The sequence below is a fragment of the Desulfobaculum senezii genome (assembly GCF_054657395.1).
Window position 1 is genome coordinate 1,034,286 of sequence record NZ_BAAHYU010000003.1, and the last position, 19,016, is coordinate 1,053,301.

Annotated in this window: 13 protein-coding genes; 4 read left to right on the forward strand and 9 right to left on the reverse strand. The window is 62.9% G+C overall.

Annotation, left to right across the window (positions count from 1 at the left end):
* Positions 1-27 precede the first annotated feature (27 nt).
* On the forward strand, positions 28-2,700 hold the full coding sequence (locus ACYQ2T_RS13555; protein WP_459901274.1) for a PEP/pyruvate-binding domain-containing protein: 2,673 nt from the start codon (positions 28-30) through the stop codon (positions 2,698-2,700).
* Between the two features lie 897 nt (positions 2,701-3,597).
* Here the strand turns inward: ACYQ2T_RS13555 and ACYQ2T_RS13560 are convergent.
* The 9 genes from ACYQ2T_RS13560 to gpt form a co-directional block, all read right to left on the reverse strand.
* A complete protein-coding gene (locus tag ACYQ2T_RS13560) occupies positions 3,598-4,080 on the reverse strand; it encodes a GNAT family N-acetyltransferase (protein WP_459901276.1) in 483 nt (160 codons plus the stop codon).
* 240 nt (positions 4,081-4,320) lie between these two features.
* Complete coding sequence (gene tgt / locus ACYQ2T_RS13565; RefSeq protein ID WP_459901278.1) at positions 4,321-5,469, reverse strand: tRNA guanosine(34) transglycosylase Tgt; 1,149 nt, start codon at positions 5,467-5,469, stop codon at positions 4,321-4,323.
* The gene (gene nth / locus ACYQ2T_RS13570) at positions 5,469-6,107 is read right to left on the reverse strand and encodes an endonuclease III (protein ID WP_459901280.1); all 639 of its coding nucleotides are present in this window, start codon (positions 6,105-6,107) and stop codon (positions 5,469-5,471) included. The genes tgt and nth overlap by 1 nt, the downstream gene beginning before the upstream one ends.
* 257 nt (positions 6,108-6,364) lie before the next feature.
* Entirely contained in the window at positions 6,365-8,113 is a 1,749-nt protein-coding gene (locus tag ACYQ2T_RS13575) for an ARMT1-like domain-containing protein (protein WP_459901282.1), read from the reverse strand.
* A 191-nt stretch (positions 8,114-8,304) separates the two neighbouring features.
* Positions 8,305-9,807 (reverse strand): ABC transporter ATP-binding protein, encoded by a 1,503-nt coding sequence (locus tag ACYQ2T_RS13580; protein WP_459901283.1) that lies wholly within the window; start codon positions 9,805-9,807, stop codon positions 8,305-8,307.
* Between the two features lie 6 nt (positions 9,808-9,813).
* Positions 9,814-10,740, reverse strand: a complete 927-nt coding sequence (locus tag ACYQ2T_RS13585; RefSeq protein ID WP_459901284.1) for an ABC transporter permease — start codon at positions 10,738-10,740, stop codon at positions 9,814-9,816.
* The gene (locus ACYQ2T_RS13590) at positions 10,740-11,810 is read right to left on the reverse strand and encodes an ABC transporter permease (protein ID WP_459901286.1); all 1,071 of its coding nucleotides are present in this window, start codon (positions 11,808-11,810) and stop codon (positions 10,740-10,742) included. Before ACYQ2T_RS13590 ends, ACYQ2T_RS13585 begins: the two co-directional genes overlap by 1 nt.
* Before the next feature lie 17 nt (positions 11,811-11,827).
* Complete coding sequence (locus tag ACYQ2T_RS13595; protein ID WP_459901288.1) at positions 11,828-12,895, reverse strand: BMP family ABC transporter substrate-binding protein; 1,068 nt, start codon at positions 12,893-12,895, stop codon at positions 11,828-11,830.
* Between the two features lie 110 nt (positions 12,896-13,005).
* Entirely contained in the window at positions 13,006-13,497 is a 492-nt protein-coding gene (gpt, locus tag ACYQ2T_RS13600; RefSeq protein ID WP_459901290.1) for a xanthine phosphoribosyltransferase, read from the reverse strand.
* A gap of 478 nt (positions 13,498-13,975) precedes the next feature.
* Between gpt and glnD the strand changes: the two genes are divergently transcribed.
* The 3 genes from glnD (at position 13,976) to ACYQ2T_RS13615 (ending at position 18,978) form a co-directional block, all read left to right on the forward strand.
* Positions 13,976-16,585 (forward strand): [protein-PII] uridylyltransferase, encoded by a 2,610-nt coding sequence (gene glnD, locus ACYQ2T_RS13605; protein WP_459901292.1) that lies wholly within the window; start codon positions 13,976-13,978, stop codon positions 16,583-16,585.
* A gap of 223 nt (positions 16,586-16,808) precedes the next feature.
* A complete protein-coding gene (locus tag ACYQ2T_RS13610) occupies positions 16,809-17,180 on the forward strand; it encodes a TraR/DksA family transcriptional regulator (protein WP_459901293.1) in 372 nt (123 codons plus the stop codon).
* Between the two features lie 148 nt (positions 17,181-17,328).
* Positions 17,329-18,978: a gamma-glutamyltransferase family protein gene (locus ACYQ2T_RS13615; RefSeq protein WP_459901294.1), complete on the forward strand. Its 1,650-nt coding sequence runs from the start codon at positions 17,329-17,331 to the stop codon at positions 18,976-18,978.
* Positions 18,979-19,016: the final 38 nt, after the last annotated feature.

Below are 19,016 nucleotides of genomic sequence, written 5' to 3' on the forward strand. Positions count from 1 at the left end.
CAACAATCCCTAACGGAAAGAGTGCAGATGGCTTGGCTTCGCAAGGTGATTGACCGTCTCGTCGGCATTAAGCGCGACGAAGGCCCAACCCCGGAACAGCTGGAGGAACTGCGCGCCGCGTGTAGTGCCCAGCACCACCATTTCCGCATGCTGCTTTCGGCTAACTCCAAGGCCCTTGAGCTCATGAGCGAAATGGAGGACCTGCTCCGCGGCGGGCGCGTGTTCGGCACGTCGTTTATCCGTTCGTCCTGCTCGGCGGTGCTGGTGAATGTGTACGGCATTATTCAGCATCTCGACGGCATCGCCCCGGGCAAGTACGCTCGCCTCTTCGAGCGCTTTGAGGAGATTCAAAGCGCCGTCAATGCCTTGCTCGACTCCTCCAAGGAGCGCCCGGACACGCCCCTTGTCATCCCCCTCTACGAGGTAGACAAGTCCTTCGCCGACGCCGTGGGCAGCAAGATGGCCAACATCGGCGAGATGAAGTCGCGCATCGGTCTGCCCGTTCCGCCGGGCTTTGTCGCCACCACCCGCGCCTTTGACAGCTTTATGGCGCAGGATGGCCTTTTGGACGACATCAACCGTATGCTCACCTCCACAGACGTCGACGACATGAGCCAGCGCTTTGAACTGTCCGCGTCCATTCAGCAAAAAATTCAGGAAACTCCGGTCCCGCAGGACCTTGCTGACGCCCTCCTGCGTGAGTACGACCGCCTGCAGGCGGACTACGGCGCGCGGGTGCATGTGTCCCTCAGGTCCAGCGCGCTGGGCGAGGACGCCACGGGGACGTCCTTTGCCGGGCAGTTCCGCACGATTCTCAACGTGGACCGGGAGTACCTCCCCGAGGCCTACAAGGAAGTCGTCGCCAGCCTCTACGGTTTGCCCGCGCTGACCTATCGACTGACGCGCGGCATCCCCGACGATGATGTTGCCATGTGCGTTGGCGGTATGGTCATGGTGGAATCCGTGGCCGGCGGCGTCATGTATTCCCGCAGTCCCGTCAACGTGCGCGACGACGCCGTGGTCATCAACTCCGTCTGGGGACTGCCCAAGCTTGTTGTGGATGGCGGCGGCACGCCGGACCGCTTCGTTGTGGCCCGTGACCGAAGCCGCGACATCAGCAAGATGACCGTGCGCGAAAGCTGGGTGGCCCGGAAGCCGGAGCTGTATATCTCTCGCAAGGATGAAGGCGTTGTGCTCATGGAGCAGGACCCCGAAAAGGCCGACCAGCCTTCCATCACCAACGAGCAGGCCCTCAAGCTTGCCGCCATGGCCGTACAGTTGGAGCGCTATTACGGTGGCCCGCAGGACATTGAGTGGGCGCTGGACAAGCAGGGCGACCTGTACATTTTGCAGTGCCGGCCCCTTGCCCGCCGCGATATCGGCGAGCCGCCCGCCAAGGATGAATCCGGTCGCTATGGCGACCCCATTGCCTACGGCGGCGCAACCGCCAGCCCCGGTGTGGGCTGCGGCCCGGTGTTCGTCGTGGAGCGCGACGCCGACGCCCTCCAGTTTCCGCCCGGCTCCGTGCTTGTCACGCGCCTCTCCCTGCCCAAGTGGGCGTCACTGCTCAATTGGTGTTCCGCCGTCGTGACGGAGCAGGGCAGTGTGACCGGGCATCTCGCCAACGTCGCGCGCGAGTTTGGCGTCCCGGCCATCACCGGAATCACCGGCGCCCTGGAGAGTTTGCCCGCCGGGCAAGTGGTCACCGTGGACGCCGACGCCTGCGTCGTCTACCCCGGCTGCGTCGAAGAGCTTGTGTCCCGCGGACAGCCGCGTCCAGACCTTATGGAAGGCAGCCCCGTGCGCGAGCTTCTTGAAGGCGCAAGCCGCCACATTTGCCCCCTCAACCTTTTGGACCCCGACGCACCGGGCTTTCGCATTCGCAACATCGAAACGCTGCACGATATCACCCGCTACTGTCACGAAAAGGGCGTGCAGGAGATGTTCGACCTCAACCTCAACCGCGACTTTCGTGAGTGCGGCAGCATGCAGCTCGTCAGCCGCGGCGCGCCCACGCAGTTTTGGGTGGTTGATCTTGAGGACGGCCTTCTCCGTGAGGAAAAAAGTCCCTTTGTGCGCATCGGCAACATTGCCTCCGTGCCCATGCTCGCGCTGTGGGAGGGCATCAGCGCCATACCGTGGGAAGGCCCCCCGAAAATCAACGCCAAGGGCTTCATGTCCATCGTGGCCGAAGCCACAACCAATCCTGCCCTGCATCCGGCGCTGCAATCCAAGTTCGCCAACCGCAACTACTTCCTCATCTCCAAGGAGTATTGCAATCTGCAATCGCGCTTCGGCTTCCATTTCTCCACCGTCGAAGCCCTCGTCAGCGACCATCCCGAGCGCAACTACGTCAATTTCCGCTTCGCCGGAGGCGCCGCCGACTTCGAGCGTCGCCGCCGCCGCGCCGTCTTCATTGGCGGCATTCTCGAAGAAATCGGGTTCTACGTGAACGTTCGCGGCGACAGTGTCTTTGCCCGCTTCGAGGGCTTCCCAAGGCCCGCCATGTGCGAGCGCCTTAAAGTCATGGGCTATCTCACCATGCACACCCGTCAACTCGATATGATCATGGCCGACCAAGCCGCTACGTGGCAGCACCGCACACGCATCATGGCCGATATCGAAGCCCTCATCGGTGAAGGCAGCGAATGCCGCAATCCCGAAGAAGGGGAGGAGCTGTCGGGAGAGGCCGGGTCGTGATGCTGGGGTCAAGAGGATACCTTCGGTGACTTAAGGGCCGCGGGCCCTTAAGAATCCCGAGGTTTTTCGGTCTGGGGACAGACCGAAAAAAGGGCGGTGGGGCTGTGCTGAAAGGTCTGGGCAGTTGCCCGCGTGGGTGTGGCTCCAGTGCCGGGGCCAGAGAGAGGCCGTACGTCTGGAACGATAAACTGGCGTATAAATGGGATCGTTAAGGGCCCACGGCCCTTAACCCTGCGGAGCATTATCTTTTTTTGCTGGGCCGGGTCGTAACGCAGGAGGCAAGAGGATAGCTTAAGAATCCCGAGGTTTTTCGGTCTGGGGACAGACCGAAAAAAGGGCGGTGGGTCTGTGCTGAAGGGGCTGGGCAGTTGCCCGCGTGGGTGCGGCTCCAGTGCCGGGGCCAGAGAGAGGCCGTACGTCTGGAACGATGAACTGGCGTATAAACGGGATCGTTAAGGGCCCACGGCCCTTAACCCTGCGGAGCAATATCCTTTTTTGCTGGGCCGGGTCGTAACGCAGGGGGCAAGAGGATAGCTTAAGAATCCCGAGGTTTTTCGGTCTGGAAGCCAGACCGAAAAAAGGGTGGTGGGGCTGTGTTGAAAGGTCTGGGCAGTTGCCCGCGTGGGGACCGCTCCAGTGCCGGGGCCAGAGAGAGGCCGTACGTCTGGAACGATAAACTGGCGTATAAATGGGATTGTTAAGGGCCCACGGCCCTTAACCAGCTCTGCTATCTTTATCTCTAAAGCTCTTCGTCCTTTCAGGCCGAACAACTTAAGAGCTTAAGTCGCCGGAGGCAAAAAACACCCCGCCGAAGGCGAAAAAAACGCTCCTGCCCCCCCCGCCGGAGGCGATACGTCGTGTGGCCCTACCTCTTACTCTTGGTAGGGCACTTCCATCCTATTGGGCCATGAGGCCGTGTTCTTCGTGCACGATATTCCGTGGCAGGAATCCGAAGTCGCTGTAGAAGCGGTAGTCTCGGTCGCGGTCTGCGCCGAGTTGGCGGGAGCGTGTTTGCACGCCCATGTCGTCGAGCCATTGAATGGCGTCGCGCATGAGTCCTTCGGCGATGCCGCACTCGCGGTATTCGGGGAACACGAACAGGCAGTTGATTTCGCCGGTTTGGCGGGGGACGCCTGTGCTGAGGCAGAAGCCAGCCAGCTCGCCGTTGTCTTGGTCCAGCGCGAGGGTAACGCGCAGGCGCGAGGAGCCGGGCTTACTGGCGAGCAGGGCGCGCAGGTCGGCGAGATCCTCGGGGGGGAAGGCGTTGGCGAGGTCGTCGGCGGAGGGGCCGTCCTGCGTAAAGTTCATTTCCCACAGGGGGCGGATGGCTTTGAGCAGTTCCGAGCCGCCGGTACGATACAGTATGGAGCTTCCGGGCATTGTGTTCTCTCCTTGTGCCGCGTTGCCGTCAGGAACAGTCGTGATGGCGATGGGGCATCTTATGCACATTGACTGCGTAGCGTCCAGTTCAAGAACAAAAACGTATGATATGTCCAGTACGTAGAACAACACCACACTTTTGCATAAGCCGTATGGTGTTTTATAAGAGACAACGCCCACCCGGAGCATCCGGGTGGGCGTTGGTATGTGTGGTGTCTGGTAGGGAAAACTGCGGTGAAATTAGCCGTTTTTTCCGTACACGGCTTCCACTTCAGCCTTGAAGGAGGCGAAGCGCGACTCGCGGATGGCTTGGCGGGCCTGCTGGGTCAGCTTGAGGAAGTAGGCGAGGTTGTGAATGGTGTTGAGGCGCGCGGACAGCAGCTCTTTGGCGGTGTACAGATGCCGCAGATAGGCCTTGGAAAAGGTGCGGCAGGTGTAGCAGTCGCAATTGGGGTCAAGGGGGCTGTCGTCTTCCTTGTACTCGGCGCGTTTGATGTTCACTTTGCCCATGGAGGTAAACAGCGTGCCATTTCGGGCGTTGCGGCTGGGCAGCACGCAGTCGAACATATCAATGCCGGCCTCAATGCCGTCCAGAATATCCAGCGGCGTGCCCACGCCCATGAGGTAGCGCGGCTTGTCCTGCGGAAGCAGGGGGGCGCTGTGGCGGAGAATATCCAGCATTTCGTTTTTGGGTTCGCCGACGGAAAGTCCGCCGAGGGCGAAGCCTTCAAAGGGCAGTTGGGTGAGTTCTTCGATGCTGCGTTCGCGCAGGTCCTTGAAGAAACCGCCCTGCGTGATGCCGAACATCAGCTGGCCCTTGTGGCCGGGCTCGTGAAATTCGCGGCAGCGGCGGGCCCACTTGGTGGTGAGGTTGAGGGCCTTTTCGGTGTACTCGCGGGTTGCGCCGTAGGCGGCGCATTCGTCGAAGCACATCATAATGTCCGAGCCAAGGTTCTGCTGGATGGAGATGGCCTTCTCGGGCGTGAAGAAATGCTTGGAGCCGTCGATGTGTGAGCGGAATTCCACGCCGTCGTCGGTGATTTTGCGCAGGCCGCTGAGGCTGAACACCTGAAAGCCGCCGGAGTCCGTGAGGATGGGGCCGTCCCAGCGGTTGAACTCGTGCAGGCCGCCGCGGCGGGCCACCAGTTCGTCACCGGGGCGCAGGTACAGGTGATAGGTGTTGCCGAGAATGATTTGCGCGCCGATGTCGTGCAGGTCGCGCGGGTCCACGGCTTTAACGCTGCCGACGGTGCCGACGGGCATGAAGACGGGGGTCTTGACCAGCCCGTGGGCGGTCATCAGGTAGCCCTGACGCGCTTTGCCTTCGGTGGCGGCGACGCGGAAGTCGCCGGGTGCGGTAAGTTGGTCGATGATATGCTGATGAGTCATTATGACGTGACGCCTTCTTTAGGGCAGATATCGGCGAGTTCGCATTCGGAGCAGCGGGGGCTGCGGGCGTTGCAGACCGCGCGGCCGAACAGAACCAACCTGTGGTTCACATCCCCCCACGTTTCGCGGGGGAACAGCTTCATAAGGTCTTTTTCAATGACGCTGACGTTGGTGGAGGTTGTCAGCCCCATGCGGAAGGACAAACGCTTCACATGGGTGTCCACGGCCACGCCCTCGTGAATGCCATAGGCGTTCGAGAGGACGATGTTTGCCGTTTTGCGCGCCACGCCGGGCACCTTGACCAGTTCCGCCATGGTGCGGGGCACGTCGCCGCCGTGCTGGTCCATGATGAGGCGACCGGCGGCAACGAGGTTCTTGGCCTTGTTGCGGTAAAAGCCCGTGGAGCGGACCACCTCTTCCACCTCGGCGACGTCGGCCGTAGCCATTTCGGCGGGGCCGGGCCAGCGGCCGAAGAGTACGGGCGTCACTTTGTTCACCCGGGCGTCGGTGCACTGGGCGGCAAGGACCGTGGCGACCATCAGCTCCCACGCCGTTGTCCACGTCAGGTCCGACTCGGGAGCCGGGAAGCGTTCGGAAAGTCTGTCATAAATGATGATGGCGCGTTCTTTCGTGGTCATGGAAGCCTCTTCGGTGGTGTGATTCTCGCGCGGGGCGCGCACAGAGCGTGTAGCGGATTCGGCCGGAATTTTCCAGCGCCGTGTTGCGTGCGGCCCGGGCGCGGGGCGGGGATGCAGGCAAGCCCGCGGAACAGACTGCCGCTAACGGCCTTGCAGGACTGGGCGCGTGGCGGACTGCTTGGCGCAAAGGCCCTTCATGGTGCAGGGCGGGAAACATGCGCCGTCCGCCGCGTAGGCTGACGGACGGCGCGTGGGCATTAGACGTTATCAAGGACGGCGTCGCTGAATTTGCCGACGCCGTACTCGCTGCGGCGGAAGAAGCGCTCCGCGGCGGGGCCGATGATTTGCATTTCCGGATTTTTGCGCTGCATGTCGAGGGCGATGCGCATCTCTTTGGTGCAGCCGGTGGAGAAGGTGGAGTCCTTGCCCGCCCAGATGGGGGGCACGCGCATGCCCATGAGCTCAAAGCTGCGCTCAATGTCGGACACGGTCTGGAAACGCCACACGTCCAGCATGCCGCTGCGCTGCACCTTTTCCCACATGTACATGAGGTCGTCGGCGTCCATGCCTTCCTCAAAGTGCTCGGCGGGGTTGATGATGTAGGTATTTTCCAGCCGCTCGCGCAGATGCCGCACAAAGGTGTCCACAACCTTGATGGCGGTGGTCACCTGCCCGGGCAGGGAGCCGATGATGGCGCTGTAGAACATGACGCTTTTGCCCTCGGCGTGGGCGACGCGCATTTCGGCGATGATTTCGTCGGCTTTGGCCTGCAGGTCCTTCTCCGAGAAGGTGATAATGCTTTCGGGGCGGCGCTTGAGGTTGATTTTAAAGGTGCCTTCCTCGTCGCGGCCCCAGCAGAGGATATCGCGCGTAAAGGTGGTGCTGGTGTCGATGAGGCGGCGGTAGTGCTGGTTGCCCGTGGCCATGATGAGGTCGGCCTCCTTCCATGCGCGGGCGAAGGTGACGGACGTGCGGTAGAGGTTCAGGTCCTCGCGCGTGCCGTCGGAGATGACCACCAGCGGATGCATACGCTGCTCGGCCAGCAGGGCATTTTTGCTGATTTCGCTGTCCTGCAGGTAGTGCGCGCCCTCAAGGGCCCTCGCAAGGGAGGGGTCGTGCTCCCAATCCCAAAACGAGACACTCTCGAAATGGAAGCCCTCTTTGACGGCGAGGACAATGCGGTGCCCTTGCCGCATAAGGGCGCGGATGATGAGCAGGTCAAAGATGATGCCGCCGGAGGTGCCTGGCAGGTAGAGGATTTTCTTGGGGGCCTGCTTGCCGTTGCGGAAAACCTGCTCCAGACACTGCATGGCCGCGGGCGAGGCGAGGTCGCTGGAGGTCATGCGTTCTAGGGCGGCCTGATAGTACACATCGGTCCAGATGCCTGACACGGTGGACAGAATGATAAGGCGTTCCAGCTCCAGCATATCCAGCTCAAAGCGCAGGTCCCGCAGGCGGCGGCAGACCATGCGCTCCTCCGGGCAGATGTTGAGGAGCCGGTCGATTTCCGGGGATTCAATGGCTTCTAAGGCCTGCCTGTTGTAGCGCGCCTTGCGCCCACGGTAGGGGTCCATGATGCCGGACTGCGTCATGAAGATGGTGATAAAGCGCTTCATCATGCGCGAGGGGATAATGATGGGCGAGGCCTGAATCTGCCGGAATTTGTGGCGGCACAGGTGCAGGATGCGCTTTCGAATGTAGCGGTCCGGCACGTACCCGCGCACGAGGTCCACAAGGGCGCACCACTTTGCGTTGTAGCGCCGCCCCAGCTCGTCATTCATGCGCGAGCTTAACAGATGCGGAACGAGCTTGTCCGAGCAGGGCAAAAACACCTGCCCCTCGTCCAGATGGACCATAAAACGGAGCTGTTCCCCGGACGCATTCTTGTGCGGATGGATGGAGTATTCAAGGTCGTTTTCAGTGAGAAAGTGCAAGAGCCATGCATCAAGGCGGGCTGACTGGCCGAAACGAAACGAATTGGTCGTTGTGTCCTGTATATCCTGCATTACACTCCCTTTTTATCTGGGTGGTTTTATGGAGCATACAAAGAAACGGGCCGGACATGAACCCTGTAGGCAGGAGAATTTTCCGTGTCGGGACGGTGACGGGGGCGCGGCGGTCCTGCCCGCCCACAACAAAAACGCCGCCACCCAGAAAGGGCGGCGGCGTGGGGAAAGCGGGAGTTGGCGCGCGGTGGCTACTGCATGCCAGCCATCATCTGGCCGATGCGGTCCACCTTGGCGGTGTCCGACATATCGAACACATCCATGAAGCGGCCCTCAAACATGACGGCAACGCGGTCCGCCAACTGGAAGGCTTCGTTCAGATCGCCGGTGATGAGCAGAACGCCGGACTTCATGCGCGCGTTGAGCAGGCGGTGCCAGACTTCCTCAGTGGCCGAGATATCAAGGCCCTGACTGGGCTGCTCGGCCACAATGATCTTGGGCTGGCGGAAAAACTCGCGCCCGAGGACGAGCTTTTGCAGGTTGCCGCCGGACAGCTGCCGCGCGCGGATTTCCGGGATGGGCGGCTGCACGTGGTAGCGGCGGATGATGCTCTTGACCGCGCCAAAGGCGCGCTTTTTGTCAAGGAACAGCCCCGGCGCGAAGGCCTGACGCGTGGTGAGCAGGACGTTGTCGATAAGGTCCAACTCCGGGCAGGTGCCAAGGCCCAAACGGTCCTCGGGGATATAGCTGATGGTGTTCTTCCATGGGGTGCGGGTGTAGAAGTCCTTCCACTGCTTGCCCAGAAGGCGCACGCTGCCGGATTCGGGCGCGCGTTGGCCCGTCACGGTCTGCACAAGGGCCTTCTGCCCATTGCCCGCCACACCCACAATGGCGACGATTTCGCCGCGCGTGAGGGTGAGGGAGATATCCTCCAGCCCATTGCCGGACAGGCCGTCAATCTCCAGCACGGCCTTGCCCTTGGGGGCGGGGGCTTTTTCAATCTCAAGGATAACCTCGCGTCCAACCATGCGGCTGGCGAGTTCCTCGGTGCTGGTGATGTCGGTCTTCTGCATGGAGTCCACAATGCGTCCGCGCCGCAGGATGGCGACGTCGTCCGCAATGTCCATGATTTCTTCCATCTTGTGGCTGATGAAGACCACAGCCTTGCCCTGACGCGTCATCTCGCGCATGGCGTCGAAGAGCTGGGGCGTTTCCGTGGGGGTGAGCACTGCGGTTGGCTCGTCAAAGATGAGCACGCGGCTGTCGCGCATGAGGAGCTTTAAAATCTCCACGCGCTGGCGCTCGCCCATGGACAGGTCCGCCACCAGTGCGGCGGGGTCGATGCGCAGGTTGAACTGCTTGGCAAGCTCGCCCACACGGCGCTGCATCTGCTTGGGGTGCAGGATGAACGAGTCCTCCTGCCCCAGCAGGACATTTTGGGTCACGGTCATGGAGTTCACCAGCATAAAGTGCTGGTAGACCATGCCTACGCCCGCGTCGATGGCGTCCTTGGAGGAGTTGAACTCGCAGGGCGTGCCGTCCACGTGGATGGTGCCCGCATTGGGCTTGAAGCGCCCGGAGAGCATGTTCATCAGCGTGGACTTGCCCGCGCCATTCTCGCCCAGCAGGGCAAGGATGCGTCCGGGGTGGATGTCCAGAGAGATATCCTGATTCGCCTTCACCGGCCCGAAGGATTTGCAGATGCCCTCAAGCCGGACCAGCGGATGGGTGCTGGGTGTGGTTTGCGTGGTCATCGCGGTCTATCCTTCCGGCTCAATGTTAACGCCAAGGGCGGCGGGGGCGGCGGAGCTTTTGCCCTTGCCGCGCATGGCGGAGAACAGCAACACAAAGATGGTCAGGGCGTAGGGCAGCATCAAGAGCAGGGACGAGGGCAGGTTGGTGCCCGTGGCCTGCAGCCGCAGCTGAAACGCCATAACGCCGCCGAACAGGTACGCGCCGAACACGGCGCGGCCCGGACGCCAAAAGGCGAAGATGACCAGCGCAACGGCAATCCAGCCGCGTCCTGCGCTCATGCCGTTGGTCCACAGGTGGGTGTAGGCCAGCGACAGATACGCGCCGCCAAGGCCCACCAAAAAGCCGCCCACCAGCACGCCGACCCAGCGCAGACCCACCGGATTGAGACCCGCGGCCGCGGCGGCCTTGGGGTACTCGCCCGTGGCGGTCAGCGCCATGCCCGTGCGCGTTCTGTGCCAGAAGAACCAGAACAGCAGCGGCGCACAGTAGGACAGGTAGACCATGGCATCCTGTTTAAAGAAAATATCGCCCAGCATGGGGATGGTCGACAGCACGGGCACGTCAAAGGCGTAGAAGCCCGGTGCATTCTGGCCGATAAAGGGCGTGCCGAGGTAGTTGGCAAGGCCGGTGCCAAGGATGGTCAGCGCAAGGCCCGACACCGTCTGGTTGCCAAGGAACTCAAGGCAGACCAGTGCGTGGATGCCGCCCAGCGCCGCAGCCGCCGCGCCGCCGGCCATAAGGCCCAGCCATGGCGAGCCGGTGAACTTGGCGGTCAGGAACGCGGCCAGCGCGCCCACCATCATCATGCCCTCAACGCCAAGGTTCAGGACGCCGGAGCGCTCGGTGAACATTTCGCCAAGGGTGGCAAAGAGCACTGGCGTACCGGATTGCACAGCCGCAGCCAGCAGGGGGATGATCATTTCAGGACCCATCAGGACACCTCCCGGGAGCGGACAGTGATGGCGTAGGCCAAGAAGAACTGCCCCGCGATGACCGTAACCAGAATAAGGCCTTCCATGATGTGCCCGAAGGCGGCGGGGACCTGAAGCTCCAGCATCAGGTTCTCGGTGCCAACGCGCAGGGCGGCCAGAAAGATGGAGGCAAGGCCAATGGCCCACGGCTTCAGCCGGGCCAGCCACGCCACAACAATGGCGGTGTAGCCGTAGCCCACCATGATGGAGGGCTGCAGGCGGCCCACAACGGCGGAGGTCTCCAGCAGGCCAGCCCAGCCCGCCAGTGCGCCGCACACGCCCATCACCATCACCACCAAAAAGCCGTAGGGCATGCGGGCATAGCGCGCGGTGCCAAGGCTCTCGCCGCTGGCCTTCAGCTCAAAGCCAAGGCGCGACCGGGTGAGGAATATGGTCATCAGAATGCCCGCAATAATGCAGATAATGACGCCCCAGTGCAGTCTGGTCCCCGGCATGGCGGCAACGATGGCCGCGCTGGGGAACTCGTTCGTCATGGGGAAGCCAAAGCTGGCGGCGGCCTTCCACGGGCCGTACACGAGATACTGCAAAATCAGGATGCCGATGTAGTTGAGCATCAAGGTGGTGATGATCTCGTTGACCTGCAGGCGCAGCTTGAGCAGGGCGGGGATGATGCCCCACACCGCGCCGGCAACGGCGGAGGACAGGAACATCAGCGGCATAAGCTGCCATCCGGGCAGTCCCGGAAAGGTGAGGGCGGCCCACGCCGCGCCCACCGCACCAAGGGCAAATTGGCCCTCGGCGCCGATGTTCCACACCTGCATGCGGAAGGTGATGGCAACGCCAAGGGAGCACAGGAAGATGGGCACGGTCTTGAGGATGGTGTCCTCAATGGCGTAGCCCGCACCAAAGGCCCCCTGCCACAGCATAATCATGCCCGTGATCGGCGGCTTGCCCTGTGCGGCCAACAGCAGGCAACTGATCCCAAGGGAGATCACAATGGCTGCCGGGTAAATGAAAAAGGAGCCCCACCGGGGAGGCTCCTGTCTTTTTACGACATGTAGTCCGAACATTTCCGTATTCTTTTTGGCTATTCGGTGGTGCCGATGACACCCTTCACGAACCAGGTCATGCCGAGGAGCTCATCGTCGGTGGCAACCTTGCCGGCCGGGATGCGCTCTGCACCTTTCTGGTCAGTGATGGGACCGGTAAAGACCTTAAACGCACCGTCGTGGATGTCCTTTTTGCGGGCGTCCACTTTGTCGCGCACGGACTGGGGAACCATCTTGCCGTAGGGGGCAAGACCGATGGTGCCTTTGTCCATGCCCATCCAGTAGCTGCCGCTCTTCCACTCGCCCTTGCGGACCTTGTCCACAACTTCGGTGTAGAAGTTGGTCCAGTTCCACACGGCGGCGGTCAGGTGAGCGTTCGGGGCAAACTGGGACATGTCCGTGTTGTAGCCGATGGAGTACACGCCACGTTCCTGTGCGGCCTCCTGCGGAGCCGGGGAGTCCTGATGCTGGGCGATGACGTCACAGCCAACGTCCAGCAGGCTCTTGGCGGCTTCCTTTTCGGTTGCGGGGTCGTACCAGGTCTTGGACCAGACCACGCGGACTTCGGCGTCCGGGTTCACGGCCTGTGCGCCAAGGGCGAAGGCGTTGATGCCGCGGATGACTTCAGGGATGGGGAAGGCGCCAACGTAGCCAAGGGTGTTGGACTTGGTCATGGAACCGGCGACCATGCCAGCAAGGTAGCGGGCCTGGTACATGCGGCCGAAGTAGGCGCTCATGTTCTTGTTGGTCTTGTAGCCGGAGCAGTGCATGAACTCCACGTTGGGGAAGCGCTTGGCAACCTTGAGCACGGAATCCATGTAGCCGAAGCTGGTGGCGAAGATGAGGTCGTAGCCCTTGCGCGCCATGTTGAGCACAACGCGTTCGGCGTCCGGGCCTTCAGCAACGGACTCAACGTAGGACGTGGTCACGCCCGGCATTTCTTCCACGGCCTGACGGCCAAGGTCGTGAGCGTAGGAATAGCCCGCGTCACCAATGGGAGAGACGTAGACAAAGCCCACCTTCATGTCTTTGGCGTGGGCCGTGGCGCTCATGGCCGGTACGGCAACCATGGCGGCCAGCAATACGAGATACCAGAACTTGCGCATCCTTCCTCCTCCGCAGAGTTCGCTATGATTGAAAACGTAGCCCGGCCCGGCGATTCAGGCAAGGCGTCACACGCGTATTCTCGGGTCTTCGGCTGGAATGAAAAAACGCTCTAGTCGTCGCTGTTGACGATGTTGATGAGCGGTTCGGTAAACTGTGTGGAAGCGTCCCACGGGAACAGGACCCAGGTGTCCTGGCTGACTTCGGTGATGAAGGTGTCCACGCAGGGGCGGCCCTTGGGCTTGGCGTACACCGTGGCAAAGTGGGCCTTGGGCAGCATTTCGCGGATAACCTGCGCGGTGCCGCCGGTGTCGACGAGGTCGTCAACGATGAGCCAACCGTCGCCGTCGCCGTCTACGCCCTTGAGGATATTGGCTTTGCCTTGCTGCTTCCAGTCGTAGGACGAAATGCACACGGTGTCGATGTGATGGATGTCGAGCTCTCTGGCAATAATGGCAGCCGGAACAAGGCCGCCGCGAGTGACTGCGATAATGCCCTTGAACGGGCCGTTCTCGATCAGCCTCCAGGCCAGCGCTTTACCGTCGCGGTGCAGCTGCTCCCAGGAGACCGGGTACATCTTTTTATACCTGTCACTTTTCTTCATCGGATCCTTCCTGAATCGCGATTTGTAAAAAACCGCACTTTTATAAATTTTTCCGTGGAACGCAACCTTTTCATGAATGCTTTGGCGCGGGGGCGAATGTGGCCCATGTACTGCTTTGCGCGCTGTTACGCCATGCGGAGCGGGGCGTGAAACCATGTGCGCTGCACTGTGCATAGTGGTGCGTCACAGACCTCAGGCGTCCCGCGTTGCCTTTTATGGTGCTTGTGGAGCGTCACGGTAACGAATGAGAAAAAGGGTCTGTAAGTGAGGTGGCATGAGAAATCAAGCTTTTTGTGTTTTTCACATTAATGTAGATTTCTGCGTGAGCTGACGGCGATACGTGTGTATTGTCCTTATGGAAAATGTTTCGTACAAGGTCGCAGGTTCGCACGGTGCGCCGTGTGGGCCGGTCCGGCCCGGTCGCCATGGCGACCGGGGTGCGGACCGCAGGACGACACCACCGAGATGCAGGAGACACATGTCCGGGAAGAACGAGTCACAAGCCGCGGGAATTTTACAGCGCGAGCGTGAAGGCTTTGGCACCCTACAGCCACGGCCGGAGGAGCACACGCGCATTCTGGATGCCTACTTTGCCATGCGCCTTGAGGAACTCCTCTCCGGCGCGGAGGCCGCCGACGATGGCGCGCCCTTTGCGCTGGCGGCGGTTGGCGGGTATGGCCGCGGCGACGTGTGCCTGCGTTCCAACGTCGGCGTGGTGCTCTTGTATGAAAAGACCGCGCCGCCCGAGGCCTTCGACCTTGCCCAGCCGCTGTTCTATCCGCTGTGGGACATGGGGTACGAGCTGGACCACGCCTTCCGCAGCATCAAGGAAATCCTCAGCGAGTCGCGCAAGGACTTTCAAACCTTCACCGCGCTGCTGGATGCCCGCTACATTGGCGGCTCGCGCGCGGTGTTTGATTCCTTTGCGGAGCAATTCTCCCGCAAGGTCGTCGCCAAGAAGAAAAAGGCTTTCCTCTCCTTCCTGAATAAGAATAACGCCGCGCGCCTGCGGAAGTTTGGCGACGCGTCGGCCCTGCTGGAACCGGACGTCAAGGAGGGCCTTGGCGGCCTGCGCGACTACCATCAGGTGCTGTGGCTGGGGAAGGTCTTCTACGGCGCGGACGGTGTGGAGGCGCTTCGCGCCGATGGCCGCCTTGCACAGGCGGAGGTGGACGTTCTGCTCCGCCACGCGAGCTTTTTGTACGATGTCCGCAACGCACTGCACGCCCGCTGCGGCGCTCGGCAGGACCGCCTGACGCGTGAATTGCAGCCGCAGGTGGCCGAGGAACTGGGCGTGTTGCCCACGGACAGCGCCACCGCGGTGGAGCGCTTTTTGGGCCGTCTGCACCGCGAGATGGCGGCGCTCAAGTCCCTGCGGGCATCCTTTACGGCCTCGCTGCCTGACGAGATGGGGCGTAAGCGGCGGGTGGTACGCATTGCCCCCGGCTTTGTCGCCATTGGCGGGGAACTGCATTTTGACGCCACCGACGCCCGCCTTGATGCCGAGGATGTTGTGCAGGCCTTTCGCCTCTCCGCCGAGCGCGCGCTCCCTCTGTCGTGGCAGGCGCGCAACCTTGTGGCGGCCCACCTTGCGCAGGTGCGCAGCGACCTGCAGGCCTCGCCCGAGGCCGTGGGCGCGTTTGAGGACATCTTGACCTCGGGCCGCGCGGCGCAGGTCGTGGAGCAGATGTTGGAGACGGGCTTTTTGGCCGCCTTCATCCCTGAATTTTCCACGTCGCAGGACTATGTGCAGTTCGACGCGTACCACATCCATCCTGTGGGCCAGCACACGGTGCGTATGCTGGCCACGCTGGAGCGCTCCGTCTCCTCCGCGCCGGAGCCGTTTGTGGTGCTGGGGCGGCGCTTTGCCGGGGACATCGTGCTTATGCTGGCCGCTGTGTTCCATGACATCGGCAAGGGGCAAGGCTCCGGGCACGCGGCTCGCGGCGCGGCAGTGGCGGAGCAGGTGCTGACCCGCTGGGGCATGGATGCCGACCGCATCCGGCAAGTGAGCGCCCTTGTACGCGACCATCTTATTCTGCGGCATACGGCAACCCGCCGCGACATCGGCGACGAGTCCGAAGTGGCGGGATGCGCCGCTGTGGTGGGGACGCCGGAGCGGCTGGACATGCTGCATCTGTTTACGTGGGCGGACTCCGTGGCCACGGGGCCGGGGGCGTGGACGCGCTGGACCTCGCGCCTTGTGGGCAATCTTGCGGACCGTGTGCGGCGCATGATGGAGCAGGGCGGCCCGGACGGGGCGCAGGCCGTGCGCCGGGTGCTGCGCATCCGCGACGCCGTGCGCGCCGGACTGGAGGAGGACAGCGGCGACGCCACCGTGGACGCCGTGCTGGACGCCATGCCTGCGCGCTACGCCATGGCCGTGGACGTACCGGATATTTTGCATCATGTGGATATGCTCCGCCGCCTGCGGGGCAGTGTGGACGAGGACAAGTGCATCAAGCCCGGCGGCAAGGGCGGGGACGGCATCTTTATCCGCGAGTCCCGCTACCTGCCCGACGGCGAGGCGTGGGAAGTGTCCGTTGCGGCCATGTCGTCGCCGGGGCTGTTTGCCTGTGTGACGGGTGTGTTGTCGCTGCTGGAACTGAATATTCTGTCGGCGGAGTCCTACCAGTGGCGCAACGGCATGACCGTTGACGTGTTTATGGTCAATGGACTGCCCGCGGCTGAGGCCGACGAATTGTGGCGGCGGCTCGATTTTTCCCTGCGCGCGGCGCTGACCGGACGCCTTGGGCTGGAGGCCCACCTTGCCGAAAAGCGGCAGGCCGCGCAGTCCGCAAGCCCGGCGCGGCATACGACGCAGGTGTCCATCGGCAGTGATGCGTCGGACTTCCACACCGTTATCGAGGTGGTCACCACGGACCGCCTTGGCCTGCTGTACGACATCGCCTGTACCCTGCGCGACGCCCGCCTTGATGTGGTGTTTGCCAAGGTGCTGACGCAGGGCGACAAGGCCTCGGACGCCTTCTACGTGCGCGATGGCGGCAAGAAGGTGACCTCCCCCCAGCGCCTGCGCGAGGTGGAGCGCGCCCTGCACGAGCGCCTTGACCAGCGCGAGGGAGCATAACAGGCTGGTCTGCTGCCGCAATCCGCGACGTGTTTTGCCCCCGGACGCCCGATCCATCGTTTCACGATGGCGGGCGTCTTTTTTTGCGCCGTGCTTTGCGTAGCGGGCTGTGGGGTGTGGCGGGCAGAGTGGTCTGTGGCGACGTCGCGCGATCGTCACCGGCCCACAATATGGCTGTCAGACATGGTGGATAGGGTGCCCCAAAATCTCATGGAGGTACCGTATGACTGCCAAGGACCGATTCACTATCCGTGTTTTTCTGCAGCAACTGCTTCGCGACCTCGAACGGGAGAACGTTGACGTTCGGACCGCAAGCTGCCCTGATGACAACGAGTATGCGTCCCTTCTGTCCCATGTTCACACCAACCTCTCCCTTGGCCGCATCCGCGATGCGCGCCTTCGTGAGATCCGCGCCGCCCTGCACCGCATGAGCGATCCGGAATTTGGCCTGTGCGAGGAATGCGGCGAGCCCATCGGCCTTGCGCGCATGAAGGCCTATCCCGCCGCCACCCTGTGCGTGCACTGCCAAAGCGCCACCGAGGCCCGAACGGCCCGCCGGATGCCCAGCGCCGCTTTTGTGGCCGCACCGGCCTAGCCTGTGCGTTTCCCCCCCCTCCTCAGTAGAGAATAGCGCCCTTGCCCGCTTCGGGCCGGGGCGCTGTGTTTTTGCGCGGCCCCTTGCAGGGCGCGGGGGAACAGGGCATCCTGCGGACATCACGCAATCAACATTCATGGAGTCAACCATGTCCGCATCTTGTGCTTCTGCTCTTCCGGGATTTGGCGGCCCCCGGCGTTCGCCTGTGTCTGCGCGTCATGCCATGGCTGCGGCCAGCCAGCCCGTTGCCGTTGAGGCCGGTCTTGCCACCCTGCGCGCGGGCGGGACTGCCGCTGACGCCGCTGTGGCCATGGCCGCCGTGCTCGCGGTGGTAGAGCCGTGTTCCACGGGCCTTGGCGGCGACGCCTTTGCCCTGTACTTCGACGCCTCGCGCGGTGAGGTTACGGCGCTGAACGGGTCGGGCCGTTCGCCGCGCGCCCTTGATTTTGCCTGCCTTGCAGACCGCACCGGCGGCGAGCTTCCTCCGCGCCATCCGCTGAGCGTTACCGTGCCCGGTGCGTGCGATGCGTGGTGCCGCCTTGTGGAGCGCCACGGCGTCCTCCCCCTTGGCGAAAGCCTCGCCCCGGCGCGGGAGTTGGCGGCGGACGGCTTCCCCGTTGGGCCGGTGACGGCCAACCTGTGGGAGGAAGGGGCCGACGCGCTGCGGGACGCTGGGGGCGACGCTCTCCTGCGCGGCGGCAAAGCCCCGCGCTTTGGCGAACATATGACCAATCCGGGCATGGCGCGGGTGCTGGATATCCTTATGAACGCAGGGGACGTGCAGTCCGCGCGCGAGGCATTCTATACCGGTGAGATAGCGCAGGATATCGTCACGGCCGTCCAGGAGCGTGGCGGCGTGCTGGATGCCTCCGACCTCGCGGCGCACCATGGCGACTGGACGCGGCCCATCAGTACGACCTACCGCGGCAAGCAGGTGGTGGAGTGCGCCCCCAATGGGCAGGGCATCACGGCGCTGATGGCGCTGAATATTTTGGCCGAGTTGTCGCCGTATACGCTGGGCGCGACCGGTTCCACGCGCCGCACTCACGCCATGGTGGAGGCCCTGCGCCTCGCCTTTGCGGATTCACGCCGGTATGTGGCGGACCCGGACGCGGCCGAGGTGCCTGTGCGCGGCCTGCTTCGCCCGGAGTACGCCCGCGAGCGCGCCAAGCTGGTCACCCATATCCGCGCGGCGGACATCACCCACGGCACGCCGCCTGCCTCGTCGGACACGGTCTATTTCTGCGTGGTGGACGAGCGCGGCAACGCCTGCTCCATGGTCAACAGCTGCTACATGACCTTTGGAACGGGCATCGTCCCGCGCGAGACGGGCTTTGTGATGCAGAACAGGGGGCATAATTTCTCTCTGGACCCGCAGCACCCCAATGCCCTTGCGCCGGGCAAGCGCACCTACCACACCATTATCCCCGGTATGCTCCTGAACAAGGACGGCTCGCTGTATGGGCCCTTTGGCGTGATGGGCGGATTCATGCAGCCGCAGGGGCATGTGCAGGTGGTGAGCGCGCTCCTTGATGATGGCGTGGACCCGCAGGCCGCGCTGGACCGCGCACGGTTCTGCCTTGAGGACGGGACGGCCGGCGCGGCGCTGGCTGTGGAGGACATTACAGCGCCCGAGGTGCTGGCCGGGCTGGCCGACCTTGGGCATCCGGTGAAGATGGTGTCCGGCTACGACCGGGGGCTGTTCGGGCGCGGGCAGATTATCCTGCGCGATGCGGCCACGGGCTGGCTCACGGCGGGCAGTGACAGCCGCGCTGACGGCTGCGCCTTTGGCTATTAGGCCGGGCGCGTTGGCATTGCATTTGAGGACGGGGACGC